At 73.8% G+C, this 12,967-nt stretch carries 12 protein-coding genes; 2 read left to right on the top strand and 10 right to left on the bottom strand.

Translation table 11 applies throughout. The features are described from left to right. Positions 1 to 23 precede the first annotated feature (23 nt). The 6 genes from ACZ6B1_RS19215 to ACZ6B1_RS19190 all read right to left on the bottom strand — a co-directional run bounded on the left by ACZ6B1_RS19215 (position 24) and on the right by ACZ6B1_RS19190 (position 5,654). Positions 24 to 437, bottom strand: coding sequence for a DUF3151 domain-containing protein (locus ACZ6B1_RS19215; RefSeq protein ID WP_351667482.1), 414 nt, complete (start codon positions 435 to 437; stop codon positions 24 to 26). 291 nt (positions 438 to 728) lie between these two features. Beyond that, a complete protein-coding gene (locus ACZ6B1_RS19210) occupies positions 729 to 2,183 on the bottom strand; it encodes an MFS transporter (protein WP_468779830.1) in 1,455 nt (484 codons plus the stop codon). A gap of 63 nt (positions 2,184 to 2,246) precedes the next feature. Then, positions 2,247 to 3,269 (bottom strand): class II fructose-bisphosphate aldolase, encoded by a 1,023-nt coding sequence (gene fbaA, locus ACZ6B1_RS19205; RefSeq protein ID WP_468779828.1) that lies wholly within the window; start codon positions 3,267 to 3,269, stop codon positions 2,247 to 2,249. Between the two features lie 156 nt (positions 3,270 to 3,425). Beyond that, positions 3,426 to 3,977, bottom strand: coding sequence for an orotate phosphoribosyltransferase (gene pyrE, locus ACZ6B1_RS19200; RefSeq protein WP_351667485.1), 552 nt, complete (start codon positions 3,975 to 3,977; stop codon positions 3,426 to 3,428). A 10-nt stretch (positions 3,978 to 3,987) separates the two neighbouring features. Beyond that, positions 3,988 to 4,776, bottom strand: coding sequence for an aldose epimerase family protein (locus ACZ6B1_RS19195; RefSeq protein ID WP_468779825.1), 789 nt, complete (start codon positions 4,774 to 4,776; stop codon positions 3,988 to 3,990). Between the two features lie 110 nt (positions 4,777 to 4,886). Then, complete coding sequence (locus ACZ6B1_RS19190) at positions 4,887 to 5,654, bottom strand: SRPBCC domain-containing protein (protein WP_468779824.1); 768 nt, start codon at positions 5,652 to 5,654, stop codon at positions 4,887 to 4,889. 176 nt (positions 5,655 to 5,830) lie between these two features. Between ACZ6B1_RS19190 and ACZ6B1_RS19185 the strand changes: the two genes are divergently transcribed. Continuing rightward, positions 5,831 to 8,128: a SpoIIE family protein phosphatase gene (locus ACZ6B1_RS19185; protein ID WP_468779822.1), complete on the top strand. Its 2,298-nt coding sequence runs from the start codon at positions 5,831 to 5,833 to the stop codon at positions 8,126 to 8,128. A gap of 39 nt (positions 8,129 to 8,167) precedes the next feature. Here ACZ6B1_RS19185 and ACZ6B1_RS19180 read toward each other — a convergent pair whose 3' ends face one another. From ACZ6B1_RS19180 to ACZ6B1_RS19170, 3 genes are all read right to left on the bottom strand, one after another. After that, positions 8,168 to 9,805, bottom strand: coding sequence for a polyamine aminopropyltransferase (locus tag ACZ6B1_RS19180; RefSeq protein ID WP_468779820.1), 1,638 nt, complete (start codon positions 9,803 to 9,805; stop codon positions 8,168 to 8,170). A 79-nt stretch (positions 9,806 to 9,884) separates the two neighbouring features. Next, a complete protein-coding gene (locus ACZ6B1_RS19175) occupies positions 9,885 to 10,430 on the bottom strand; it encodes a DUF2617 family protein (RefSeq protein WP_468779818.1) in 546 nt (181 codons plus the stop codon). Between the two features lie 349 nt (positions 10,431 to 10,779). After that, positions 10,780 to 11,154, bottom strand: a complete 375-nt coding sequence (locus ACZ6B1_RS19170) for a hypothetical protein (RefSeq protein ID WP_468779816.1) — start codon at positions 11,152 to 11,154, stop codon at positions 10,780 to 10,782. Between the two features lie 140 nt (positions 11,155 to 11,294). Between ACZ6B1_RS19170 and ACZ6B1_RS19165 the strand changes: the two genes are divergently transcribed. Beyond that, entirely contained in the window at positions 11,295 to 12,479 is a 1,185-nt protein-coding gene (locus ACZ6B1_RS19165) for a pyridoxal phosphate-dependent aminotransferase (RefSeq protein ID WP_468779814.1), read from the top strand. Positions 12,480 to 12,526: 47 nt separating this feature from the next. Here the strand turns inward: ACZ6B1_RS19165 and ACZ6B1_RS19160 are convergent. Next, a partial coding sequence (locus ACZ6B1_RS19160) for a type III secretion system chaperone family protein (protein WP_468779812.1) occupies positions 12,527 to 12,967 on the bottom strand: 441 nt, incomplete at its 5' end.

Here is a 12,967-nt window from a genome sequence, read left to right as displayed (position 1 = left end):
AGGTGACGCCGCGGGGCGCCCGGTCAGCCGAGGGTCTGGGCCGCCGCGGGCGAGGAGTCCTTCAGGAACTGGGAGCAGCGCTCGTACTCCTCCTGCTCACCGATCGCCTGGGCGGCGCGGGCGAGACCGTGCAGGGCGCGGAGGAAGCCGCGGTTGGGCTCGTGCTCCCAGGGCACCGGGCCGTGGCCCTTCCAGCCGTTGCGGCGCAGGGCGTCCAGGCCGCGGTGGTAGCCGGTCCGGGCGTAGGCGTACGACTCCACGACCGCGCCCCGCTCGAACGCCTCGTCGGCAAGCTGGGCCCAGGCGAGGGAGGAGGTGGGGTACTTGGCGGCGACGTCCGCGGGGGCGGTGCCGGTCGCGAGGAGTTCGCGGGGCTCCGGGTCGTCGGGGAGGTGGGTGGGGGGCGGGCCGCCGAGGAGGTTTTCGTGAATCGTCATGGCTCCAGTCTGGCGCACGCGCGGCGGTACGGCGGAGCCGTGCCGGGTGCCCGGCGCTCACCGGTGCCCGGGTGCCCGGCGCTTCCGAGGTGCCCGGTGCTGGTGCTCGGGTGGAGGGCGTTCCGCTCGCCCGCGCTCACGGGGTGCCGCTGCGCCCACCCGTGCCGCGCCTAGCGCACGCACGCCCGCAGCTGGGGGCCGACACCGGACGCCTGAGCAGGGGCGCGGGGAACTGCGCGACCGGCCACAACGGGCCCGCGGATGAAGTGCGGCGGAAGCCCGTGCTCGCGGCTAGGCGCGGCGCCCGGACTCCAGCGGCGGAGCCGTGACGCCGCAGAAGGTCCTGCATTCCGGGTGGCGGCAGCCGGGAGGCGGGCGGCGGATCAGGGTGAAGGCCAGCACCGCGCCGAGCACCAGCACCCCCGCGCAGATCGGCATCGCCCGGGAGAACGCCGCGTCGAAGGCCACCGGGGACCGGTACGCCTCCGGACCCATACCCGTCAGCAGCGGCAGCGCGGCCACGGCGACCAGTCCCGCCGCCCTGGCCGCCGCGTTGTTGATGCCGCTGGCCAGGCCCGCCCGGGCGGTGTCGACGGAGGCGAGCACCGTGGCGGTCAGCGGGGCGACCAGGGTGACCATGCCGGCGCCCATGACGAGCAGCGCGGGCAGGACGTCGGTGAGGTAGTCCGCGTCCACCCCCACCCGCAGCATCAGCAGCATCGCCGCCGCGCAGAGCAGTGGCCCCACGGTGAGCGGCAGCCGCGGACCGGTGCGGTCCGCAAGGGCGCCCGAGCGGGCCGAGAACAGCAGCATCAGGACCGTGGTCGGCAGCAGGGCCGTGCCGGCCTGGAGGGGCGAGTAGCCGGACACCACCTGGAGCTGGAGCGCGGTCAGGAAGAAGAAGCCGCCGAAGGCCGCGTACACGCACAGCGTGACCAGGTTGACCGCCGTGAACCGGCGCGAGGCGAAGATCCCGGGCGGGAGCATCGGGTCCGCGCGGTGCTTCTCGACGTACACGAAGGCCACCGCCGCGACCAGGCCCAGGACCGCGCTCACCACCACCCCCCGCCCGCCGCCGCCCGCCTCGATCAGGGCGTACGTCAGCAGGGCCAGGGCGAGGGCCCCGAGGCCGGCGCCGAGGACGTCGAAACGGCCCTTGCCGGGGCCGGCGGCGGACTCCGGTACGTGCCGCACGGCGATCGGGGCGCACAGCAGGGCGAGCGGCACGTTGAGCAGGAACACCCAGCGCCAGCCGGGGCCGTCCACCAGCCAGCCGCCCAGGAACGGGCCGACGGCCGCGCCGACCCCGCCGAAGCCGGACCACAGACCGACGGCCCGGCTGCGGTCGTCCGGGGGGAAGGAGGCCTGGATGAGGGCGAGGGAGCCGGGCGTGAGCAGGGCGCCGCCGACGCCCTGAAGGGCACGGGCGGCGATCAGGACCACGGGGTTCGGGGCGAGGCCGCAGAGCAGGGAGGCGGCCGCGAACCAGACGACGCCCAGCACGAAGACCTTCCGGCGGCCGTAGCGGTCCCCCAGGGAGCCGCCCAGCAGGATCAGGCCGGCCAGCGTGACCATGTACGCGTTGACCGTCCACTGGAGCGCGGCGAGGCTCGCGTCGAGGTCGCGGCCGATGGTCGGCAGCGCCACGTTGACCACGGTGGAGTCCAGCATGGCCATGCTGGAGCCGAGCACCGTGGTGAGCAGGATCCACTTGCCCTGGGACGAGCCCAGCCGGACATCGGACATGTTCCAGATATACAGCGGGCCCGGTGCCGAGGCACCGGGCCCGCCGAAGCCGCCGTACGCGAACTACTTGATCTTGTTGCCCGCCGAGCGCAGGTTCTGCGTGGCCTCGACGACGCGCGCGGCCATGCCGGCCTCCGCGAGCTTGCCCCAGGTGCGCGGGTCGTAGGTCTTCTTGTTGCCGACCTCGCCGTCGACCTTCAGGACGCCGTCGTAGTTCTTGAACATGTGGTCGGCGACCGGCCGGGTGAAGGCGTACTGGGTGTCCGTGTCGATGTTCATCTTCACGACGCCGTTCTCCAGCGCGGTGAGGATCTCCTGCTCGGTGGAGCCGGAGCCGCCGTGGAAGACGAAGTCGAACGGGGCGGCCTTGCCGAACTTGGCGGACACTCCGTCGGCCAGCTCCTTCAGCAGCTCGGGGCGGAGCACGACGTTGCCCGGCTTGTAGACGCCGTGCACGTTGCCGAAGGAGGCGGCCAGCAGGTAGCGGCCCTTCTCGCCCAGGCCCAGGGCCTCGGCGGTGCGGATCGCGTCCTCGACCGTGGTGTAGAGGGAGTCGTTGATCTCGTGGGTGACGCCGTCCTCCTCGCCACCGGTCGGGGTGATCTCGACCTCGAGGATGATCTTCGCGGCGCGGGCCTGCTCCAGCAGCTCCTGCGCGATCTCCAGGTTGTCGGCGAGGGTCTCGGCGGAGCCGTCCCACATGTGCGACTGGAACAGCGGGGCGAGGCCCGCCTCCACGCGCTTGCGGGAGAGCGCCAGCAGCGGGCGCACGTACCCGTCGAGCTTGTCCTTCGGGCAGTGGTCGGTGTGCAGCGCGATGTTGACCGGGTACTTCTCGGCGACGATGTGCGCGTACTCGGCGAGCGCGACGGCGCCGGTCACCATGTCCTTGCTGTACTGGCCGCCCAGGAACTCGGCGCCACCCGTGGAGATCTGGACGATGCCGTCGCTCTCCGCCTCCGCGAAGCCGCGCAGGGCGGCGTTCAGGGTCTGGCTCGAGGTGACGTTGATGGCCGGGTAGGCGAACTTGCCTGCCTTCGCCCGGTCGAGCATCTCGTTGTAGACCTCGGGGGTTGCGATGGGCATGGTCCGCTCCTTGGAGTGTGCGGGTTGGGGTTCTGCGTACTACGGCCCTGACCTAGACCTTGGGTGTGACGTCATCGTCGTGCCCATCTTTCCAGACATGACCGGCTGCTGAGCGCTGCGGTCAAGCCACGGGCAAGTCCAGGTCAATTCCGGGCGTCAGTCCAGACCCAGTTCATCCTTCGAGAAGGCGAAACGGTACGGAACGCCCGCACCGGCCTCGATCTTCTCGGCGGCGCCGGTGGCCCGGTCGACGATCGTCGCGACGGCGACGACCTCGGCCCCCGCCTCGCGCACCGCCTCCACGGCGGTGAGCGGCGAGCCGCCGGTGGTGGAGGTGTCCTCCACCACGAGCACGCGCCGGCCCGCGATCTCCGGACCCTCCACCCGCCGCTGCAGGCCGTGCGCCTTGGCCGCCTTGCGGACGACGAACGCGTCGAGCCGCCTGCCGCGCGCGGCGGCGGCGTGCAGCATGGCGGCCGCGACGGGGTCGGCGCCCATGGTGAGGCCGCCCACCGCGTCGAACTCGAGGTCGGCGGTCAGGTCCAGCAGCACCTGGCCGACCAGCGGGGCGGCCTCGCCGTCGAGGGTGATGCGGCGCAGGTCGACGTAGTAGTCGCCCTCGAGACCCGAGGAGAGGGTCACCTTGCCGTGCACCACGGCCTTGTCCTTGATCTGCTGCAGCAGCGCGCCGCGTACGTCGTCCGTCATGCCGCCCAGCTTAGAGGCGCCGCCAGGTCCAGGTGGTCGTCGCCTCCAGCGGCTCCAGCGGGGTGACCAGGCGCGGGAGGGTGTTGAGGCCGTTGGGCGGGCCGGTCTGCGGCTCGACACACACGGCCTCGGCCTGCTCGTCGTAGACGACCACCCACTCCTCACGGCTGGCCACCTTCAGCTCGAGCTGCCCGGGCCAGGTGAGGGTGACGTCGACGCCGCCGGGCATGCCGAAGCAGTCGTCCCACGGGCCGGCCCCGGGCTCCACGCGGTTGCCGGTGGGCAGATGGTCGGCGCCGCGCTCCTCCTGCCAGGCGGGCTTGAGGTCGAGCCGCACGTCCGAGCCGCCGAGGCTGCGGTTGAACCAGGGGTGCCAGCCGATCTGCGCCGGGAAGGAGTCGTCGTACGCCTCCACGGACATGGTCAGGGTCAGGCTGTCCCCGGTCAGCGTGACGACCTGGGTGATCCGGCCGCGGTGCGGCCAGGGGTCGGTCAGGTCGTAGGTGATGACGGCCTCCTCCGCCGACACCCGGGCGGTGCGCCAGGCGCCGTCGCGCGCGGTGCCGTGGATGGCGTGCGGCGGGGAGTTGAGGGGCATCTGACGGACGGTGGCGCCGTCCAGGAAGCGGCCCTCCCGGATCCGGCCGCACCAGGGCACCATCGGGAAGCAGCCGTAGCGCTCGCCCTGGCGCAGCAGCTCCACGCCGCCGATCCGGAGCCCACCGATACGGCCACCGTTGCCGGGCCGCACGCTCACTTCCGCGTCGCCCGCGGTCAGCGTGATGTCTTCGTTACTCACATGACGACCCTACTTGGACGATCAAGAGGGCGTCCGCCGCTCGCGGCTGCCGGGCGTGAAGCACCTGGTGCCGATGCCGGGGGGGGAGGCTTCCCCGGGCCTGTCAGGCCCTAGCGCCGGCGGCGCAGGGCGCGGCTCACCACGACCGCGGAGGCCACGGCCAGGGCCGCCGCGGGGGCCGCCCAGCGCAGGACCTGGTGGCCGGCGCCGGTCTGGGGGGCCGGTACGGGGGCGTAGCGGCCGCGCGGGGGTGCGTGGTCGACCTCCTCCGCGCTGCGGCCGATCATCGTCCGGCGCGCGTGCGCGGCCTCGGCGGGCGGCGCGCCCGTGTCGGCGAAGTCGTCAGCCGGGCGGTCGGCGGGGGTGCCGTCGTCCGCGGCGGGGTCGAGGGAGGGCGGCGGGACCTCGGTGTCGAAGACGGAGGCGGACTCGGGCCCGGGCGCCCGGTCCGGGTTGTCGGGGCTGGCCGCGAGGCTCTCCACGAAGCGGTTCAGCAACCGGGTCACCGCCGAGCTCACCGCGTCCGCCGGCAGCTCGGCGATGCGTCCGTCCGCCTCCGCGGTGCCCTCGACCGTGACGGTGGTGCCGTCGGCGGAGCCGTCCAGGCGCAGGGTGAGCGCGACCTTGGCCGTGCCGCTGCCGCGGGCCTCGCCGGCCTCGCCGTCGACGGCGTAGCCGCCGTCCTCGCGGGGCGTGATGCGCAGCGCCCCGCGGTAGGTGACGGAGTGTCCGCCGACCCGCAGCTTCAGCCGTCCCGAGACGGGTTCGGCGCCGGCGTCCTGCTGGAGCCCGGGGACCGCCCGGGCGACCCGGGCGGGCTCGGCGAGCGCCTCCCTGAGCCGGTCGGCCGGAACCGGAACGAAGACCTGGTGCTCCATGTCGGCTGAGCCTACCCAGTCCCGGCCGGAACGCACCCTCCCGCGCGCGGAGCCCGTGGAACCCGCTTCCGCGGTCGTCCGCGCACCCGGGAATGCCCCGAACGGCGGCAGCTTGCCGAGATCGGGTCCGGCCGGTGGGCGGCGCGGGCATGGATGGGGGCGGAGGTGTTGCCGCGATGCCCAGCGATGACCGGCTCATGCGTCTCGACGAGGCCGGACGGGTGCTCGAATGGCACCGCGCGGCCCAGGAGACGTACGGCTGGTCCGCCGAGGAGGCCGTCGGGCAGACCGTGGCCGCACTGCTGCGCGGCGGCGCGGCGGGCGGCCCGGCCGGCGGCGACCGTCCGGACGTGATGCGGCCCGTGCTGGTCAGGCCCGTGCTGGCGGAGGGGACGCTGGTGTGGGAGGTGCACCCGGCGGCGGAAACCGCGTCCGGCCAGGACCTCGCCATCCTGCGGGCGATGTTCACCCAGTCACCGGTGGGCCTGCATGTGCTGGACGACCGGCTGCGCATCGTCCGCGTCAACACCGCGACCCTCGCGCTGCGCGGCACGGCGGAGGACCGGCTGCTGGGCCGGGTCTTCTCCCGGGCCTACGGCCTGGCCGACCCCGCGCAGGAGGAGGCGGCGGCGCGCCGGGTGCTGGAGACCGGCCGGGCGGAGCTGAACCGGATCGTGCGGGTGGTGCCACGTACGGCCGGCCAGGAGCACACCGTCTACTCCGTCTCCTACGTACGTCTGGAGAACGAGCGCGGCGACATCCTCGGCCTGGTCGCCTCGGCCATCGACGTGACCGAACGCGAACACGCCCTGTGGCGGCTCTCGGTGGTGGACGAGGTGCGACGCCGGGTGGGCGAGCGGCTGGACGTGATCGCCGCCTGCCAGGAGTTCGTGGACGCGGTCGTGCCGCGGTTCTCGGGCATCGCCGTGGTCGAGGTGGTCGAGGAGGTGGTGCGGGGCGAGGCCCCGCCCCTGGTCCCGGTCGGCCGCGAGGTGCCGATGCGCCGGGCCGCGTTCCGGGGCGTGGTGTCGGCGTATCCGGTGGGAGAGGTGCGGCGGCTGCCCTACGGCACGCCGTTCTCGCGGGTGCTCACCGATCTGCGGCCGCGGCTCATCACGGTCGACGAGGACAGTCTGTGGCTGGCGGCCGATCCGCCGCGGGCGGACGCCATCCGGGCCTCCGGCGCCCACTCCCTGATCGTCGCCCCGCTGGCGCTGCGCGGCGAGGCGCTCGGCGTGGTCAGCTTCTACCGGCACCGGGAGGAGGACCCCTTCGAGGAGTCGGACGTCGCCCTCGCCGCCGACGTGTGCGCGCACGCCGCCCTGTGCATCGACAACGCCCGGCGCTACGCCCGGGAGCGGACCATCGCCGCGACCGTGCAGCGCAGGCTGCTCCCCCAGCGGCCGAACCTGCCGGACACGGTGGAGCTGTCCCATCTGCATCTGCCCGCCCCCGAGGGAGGCGGCGTCTGGTTCGACGCGATCGGCATGGCCGGCGCCCGGACGGCGCTGATCGTCGGCGAGGTGGCCGGCCACGGCATGGCCGCCGCGACCACGATGGGACAGCTCCGCACGGTCATCCACTCGCTGGCGTCCCTGGACCTGGCGCCGGACGAGCTGATGGCCCGGCTGAGCGACACGGCGGCCCGCCTCGCCGAGGAACGCGCCGCGCTGCCGACGGGCGACCCGCTGCACCGCGAGCCGCTGACCGCGAGCTGTCTGATCGCCGTCTACGACCCCATCGACCTCACGTGCACCTTCGTACGGGCGGGTCTCTCGGAGCCCGTCGTGGTCCCGCCCGGCGGGGCTCCGGCCGTCGTCTCCGTACCCGCGGGACCGCTGCTCGCCGGCCCCGGCAACGCCCCGTTCCCGGCCACCACGATCGATCTGCCGGCCGGCAGCACGCTCGCGATCGGCACCCGCACCCTGGCGCGGGACGTCCTCGCCCCGTCCGCGCCGCTGCGCGCCCTGTTCGACGAGCACGCCCACGAACCACTTCCCGAGCTGTGCGACACCATCGCCTACGCCGTCCGCGACGGACGGCGGTCGGAGGACGCGCTGCTGCTGCTCGCGCGCACCGCGGCGCTGCCCGCCGAGCGGGTCTTCGGATGCGACCTGCCGGAGGGGCCCGAGGCCGCGCCGTTCGCGCGTGAGGCGACCCGGCGCCGGCTTCGGGCCTGGGGCGTCGACCGGGAGGCCGCCTTCACCACCGAGCTGATCGTCAGCGAACTCGTGGGCAACACGGTCCGCTACGGCTCCCCGCCGATGCGTCTGCGCCTGATCTGCAACGGCATGCTGACGTGCGAGGTCAGCGACGGCGCGATGTCGGCCCCGCACCTCAAACACGCCCGCACCAGTGACGAGACCGGGCGCGGTCTGTTCATCGTCGCCACCCTGGCCGACAACTGGGGCACCCGGTACCAGGCGGGGGGCAAGACCGTGTGGGCCCAGCAGGCCCTGGACGGCTGTCCTTGAGGCGCGGGCACCGCGGTCAGTAGGGCGCGGGCACCGCGGTCAGTACCTCGGGTGCACCAGCGTCGACGCCGGCAGCCCCCCGATCCGCGTGGCGGCCGCCGCGCGCGCGTCGGCAGCCAGGTCGTCCCCGGTCAGGGTGCGGGGCGGGGGCCCTCCGGGGTCCAGACGCAGCCGCGGTGCCCCACCGCCCGGTGCCGCCAGCAGGAACCCCCAGTCGTGCGGGGCCCGGGAGGCGTCGGCCGACCGGTCGGGGCCGGCCGGGAAGCCGGAGTCCTGGCCGGGGACCCGGTAGGCGGCGGTGGCGAAGCCGGCCGCCCGCAGGGTCGACGCCACCGTCCAGAAGGCGCGGGGGCGGGCGGTGACCGGACCGGCGTGCACCACGAGCCGCCCGTCGGCGGCGAGGACGCGGCGGGCCAGGCCGTAGAACTCCTGGGAGTACAGCTTGGTGCTGGCGGTGATGCCGGGGTCGGGCAGGTCCGCGATCACGACGTCGTACGCCCCCGCCGGTGCCCCGCGCAGCCAGGTGAGCGCGTCCGCCGTCGTCAGGTGCAGGCGGGGGTCGTCGTAGGCGTGGCCGTTGAGGGCGGACAGGCCGGGGTCGCGGCGGGCCAGGCGGGTGAGGCCGGCGTCGAGTTCGACCAGGTCGACGCGGCGCACCTCGCGGTGGCGCAGGACCTCCCGGGCGGCCAGGCCGTCGCCGCCGCCGAGGATGAGCACGCGCGTCTGCGGTCCGCTCAGCGCGGGCTGGACGAGGGCCTCGTGGTAGCGGCGCTCGTCGCGGCCGCCGACCCTGAGCCGGCCGTCCAGGAAGAGGTCGAGGGGCCGTCCGCCGGTGCCGCCGGCCAGGACGACCTCCTGCGTGCCGGTCCGCACGGCGACCCGGACGTCCTTGCCGTACACCGCGTGCCGGGCGGCGCGTTCGAAGTCGCCGGCGAGTGCGGCCGCGGCGGCGAGGACGCCGAGCACGACGAGCCCGGCCAGCAGCAGGGTCCAGCGGGCGCGGCGGGTCAGATCGCGGCGGAACAGGCCGAGCACCAGGGCGCCCCCGGCGATCACGTTGACCGCGCCGGTGAGCAGCGCCCCCGTCAACTGGCCGAGGAACGGCAGCAGCAGGAACGGGAACGCGAGACCGCCGACCAGCGCGCCCACGTAGTCGGCGGCGAACAGGTCGGCGACCGCTCCCCCCGCGTCCTGGCGGCGGATGCGCTGGATCAGCTCCATCAGCAGCGGCACCTCCGCGCCCACCAGCAGCCCGATGGCGAGCGAAAAGGCGACCAGCAGACAGCGCGGGCCGTCGGCCCACATCCCGCCCCAGCCACCGGTCCAGGCGAAGACCGCGTACAGGGCCATCGCACTGCAGCCGCCGACCAGGGCGAGCGCGATCTCGAGCGCGCCGAACCCGGCGGCCGCGTGCCAGCGCAGCCGCTTGGCCGCGAGGGAGCCGATGCCCATCGCGAACACCATCACGGACAGCACGACGGAGGCCTGGGTGACCGAGTCGCCCATCAGGTACGAGGCGAAGGCGACGAGTTCGAGTTCGTACACCAGCCCGCAGGCCGCGCAGACGAACACGCACACGAGGACCAGGAACCGCCCGGTGCCGGGCCGGACGGGCAGCCGTACGGGGGCCGTCCGGGGCGGGGCGCCCGGCGGAGCGGGAGCGTGCGGATCGATCACGCTGCGACGTTACGTCACGCACTCGGTACGCTTCGTCACCCACACGTGTGGAACTCCGGGCAGTTGACGCATTACTGGTTTATGCCGCGTGGAACGCGTGCGGCCCCGTCCGGCCGGCCGGGACCCGCGCCCCGACCCGTGTCCGGGTCGCCACCAGTTGCCCGTCCTGCGGATAGGCGTGCCAGGTGCGCCAGTGGACCTGGCCCTCGTGCCACTGGGCCAGCAGCGCGGTGAAGGCGAGCGGGCTGCCGGGGAAGACACCGGCGAGGCCGTGCGGATGGTCGGAGACGAGGGCCAGCAACTCCTGGGCGCGGCCCTCGAACGAGCCCGGTGTGAGCACCTCCACGCGCGCCGCGAACTCGTACTCCCAGTCGTCGACGCGCTTGGCCACGCCCAGCGGAAGCGGGGTACTGGATCCGGGGATGCACGCGACCGTCTCCGAACATCGCCCCCGCTCCTCCTCGAGCAGCACCTGGTGGGACGCGCCGAGGAGCCGCAACTGCAGTCGGGTTCCGGCCAGTTCCAGGTCGAGCGTGGCCAGGGCGGGCAGCGGTTCGCGGCCGAGGGCCCAGGCGAGGTCGGCGGCACGGGTGTCGGTGTAGGACGCGTTCAGGGTCGTGAGCATGGGTCGGCTCCGCTAACGAACAAGGAGGGGGGAGTTCGGCCTTGTCAGCCCAGTCAGCCCGGCCGGTGGGGGCGACTGCGGGAGTCCGAGGGCTGTATCGGTGAGTAGGTCGGCCGCATTGGTGAATCAGAGGGAATCATGAACAGTGGCGCCACCACAGCGTTTTTACCCAAGTTCGTGGGGTTTCCATCCCTCAGAGGGCCCCACAGCTCAACTGTTCAACTACGGCGCGCGCCAGGCGCGCGGCCGGGAGACACCCGGGCGCCCGCCGGAGGCGTTCCTCCGGCGGGCGCCCGGGCCCCGGGAAGCCGGCTGCCCCGTGTCAGCCGCCTCCCCCGCTCGCACTCTGTCAGCCTCCTCCGCCCCCGCAGCCACCGCCGCCGCACGAGGAGCCTCCGCCGCACGAGGAACCGCCCCCGCAGGAGGAACCGCCGCCGCACGACGAGTTCCCTCCCCCGCAGGAGTGGTGACCACCGGAGTGGCCTCCGCCGTGGTGGCCGCCGGAGGAGGATCCGGCGTCCGCCGCGCCCGCGACCCACCAGCTGTTGCCGCTGTCGTACGACGACGCGGACCTCCTGCGGGACGAACGGGCCCGGCCGGTCGAACGGGTCCTGCCCTTCGTGAGGTCCGGGCCCCGGTTCCTGGCCCGCTTCCTGCGCGCCCGGTCCGCCGCCCCGGCGATGATCAGCAGCGCGAGCAGAGCCAGGCCGAATCCGATCTCCATGGCGCCGCCCTCCTTCCCTTCCCCCGAAGCGGCCCCCCGTGGGCGCCTCGCTGTCACCGCCTCTCGTGCGGTGACCGGGGGATGCCCGGCCGCCGAACGCGCCAAAGCAGAGTTGAGGAAGTCCAGAGCTTGGGCGCAGGATGACCGGCATGACCTCCAGCGCGCGCCCGCACCTCAACCGCCGCCTGGCGGAGTTCGGTACGACGATCTTCGCCGAGATGTCCGCCCTCGCCGTGTCGACCGGGGCGATCAACCTCGGCCAGGGCTTTCCCGACTCCGACGGCCCCGAGGAGATCCGGGAGGCCGCCGTACGCGCGCTGCGCGACGGGCGGGGCAACCAGTACCCGCCGGGCCCCGGCGTCCCCGAACTGCGCGCCGCGATCGCCGCACACCAGCTCCGGTGCTACGGGCTGGCGTACGACCCCGACACCGAGGTGCTGGTGACGGCCGGCGCCACGGAGGCCATCGCGGCCTCCCTGCTGGCGCTGCTGGAGCCGGGCGACGAGGTGGTGGCCCTGGAGCCGTACTACGACTCCTACGCGGCGAGCATCGCGATGGCGGGCGGCCGCCGGGTGCCGGTGACGCTCCGGCCGCACGACGGCGCCTTCCGCCTGGACCTCGACGAGCTGCGCGCGGCCGTCACGGACCGCACCCGTCTGCTGCTGATCAACACCCCGCACAACCCGACCGGTACGGTCCTCACCCGCGCGGAACTGGCGGCGGTCGCCGAGCTGGCGGTGGAGCGGGACCTGCTGGTGGTGACGGACGAGGTCTACGAGCACCTGGTCTTCGACGACGCCGAGCACACGCCGCTGGCCGCGTTCCCCGGGATGCGCGAGCGCACGGTCACGATCGGCTCGGCCGGCAAGACGTACTCGTTCACCGGCTGGAAGGTCGGCTGGGTGACGGCCGCCCCGGCCCTGGTGACCGCCGTGCGCTCGGCCAAGCAGTTCCTGACCTACGTCTCGGCGGGCCCGTTCCAGTACGCGGTGGCGGAGGCCCTGGCCCTGCCCGACACGTACTACGAGGACTTCCGCCGGGACATGCGTGTCCGCCGGGACATCCTCGCGGAAGGGCTCACCCAGGCCGGTTTCGAGGTCTTCAGGCCCGCCGGCACCTACTTCATCACCACCGACATCCGGCCCCTCGGCGAGAAGGACGGCTTCGCCTTCTGCCGTGCGCTGCCGGAGCGGGCGGGTGTGGTGGCCATCCCCAACGCGGTGTTCTACGACGACCGTGAGGCGGGCGCACCGTTCGTGCGGTTCGCGTTCTGCAAGCGCGCCGAGGTGCTGCGGGAGGCGGCGGAGCGGTTGCGGCGCATGTGAGGGCGGGGTCCGGGGGCCGGGGCCCCCGGACCGGCCGGGGGACGGGGTTACTCCCCGTCGTCCTCGGGCTTCTCCGCTTCGTTCACTTCCTCTTCCAGGCCCAGCTGCTCCACCAGCCACTTGTCGAACTCGATCGCGGCCCGCACCCAGCTGACCGTGGAGGAGACGAAGTGGTTGAGGTCGACACCGGTGCCGACCAGCATCTGCGCCTCGCCGATGAGGCGGACGGTGCCGTCGTCGTGGGTGTGGGTGTATACCTTGGGCCACAGCGTGCGGCGGTTCCAGTCGTCGACGGACTCCAGCAGCTGCGGCTTCTCGTCGATCTGGTGGGGGCGGTCGTAGAAGGTCCGCACCGAGAAGACCGCCTGCTCATCCTCCCCGCGGAACATGAAGTACGTGCGGAACTGCTCCCAGGGCGCCGCGAGGTCTCCCTCCTCGTCGACGACGTACTTCAGCTCCATCTGGTCGAGGAGCTGCTTCACGAGGTC

It is taken from the genome of Streptomyces sp. NPDC041129, from assembly GCF_055592265.1.
Note: the sequence above shows the minus strand (reverse complement) of the source record. Positions and strands in the feature narration are given on the sequence as shown.

Excerpts from the sequence above, each read along its gene's own strand:
- ACZ6B1_RS19215 (WP_351667482.1), bottom strand. The coding sequence starts at position 437 with ATGACGATTCACGAAAACCTCCTCGGCGGCCCGCCCCCCACCCACCTC.
- ACZ6B1_RS19210 (WP_468779830.1), bottom strand. The coding sequence starts at position 2,183 with ATGTCCGATGTCCGGCTGGGCTCGTCCCAGGGCAAGTGGATCCTGCTC.
- fbaA (WP_468779828.1), bottom strand. The coding sequence starts at position 3,269 with ATGCCCATCGCAACCCCCGAGGTCTACAACGAGATGCTCGACCGGGCG.
- pyrE (WP_351667485.1), bottom strand. The coding sequence starts at position 3,977 with ATGACGGACGACGTACGCGGCGCGCTGCTGCAGCAGATCAAGGACAAG.
- ACZ6B1_RS19190 (WP_468779824.1), bottom strand. The coding sequence starts at position 5,654 with ATGGAGCACCAGGTCTTCGTTCCGGTTCCGGCCGACCGGCTCAGGGAG.
- ACZ6B1_RS19185 (WP_468779822.1), top strand. The coding sequence starts at position 5,831 with ATGCCCAGCGATGACCGGCTCATGCGTCTCGACGAGGCCGGACGGGTG.
- ACZ6B1_RS19175 (WP_468779818.1), bottom strand. The coding sequence starts at position 10,430 with ATGCTCACGACCCTGAACGCGTCCTACACCGACACCCGTGCCGCCGAC.
- ACZ6B1_RS19170 (WP_468779816.1), bottom strand. The coding sequence starts at position 11,154 with ATGGAGATCGGATTCGGCCTGGCTCTGCTCGCGCTGCTGATCATCGCC.
- ACZ6B1_RS19165 (WP_468779814.1), top strand. The coding sequence starts at position 11,295 with ATGACCGGCATGACCTCCAGCGCGCGCCCGCACCTCAACCGCCGCCTG.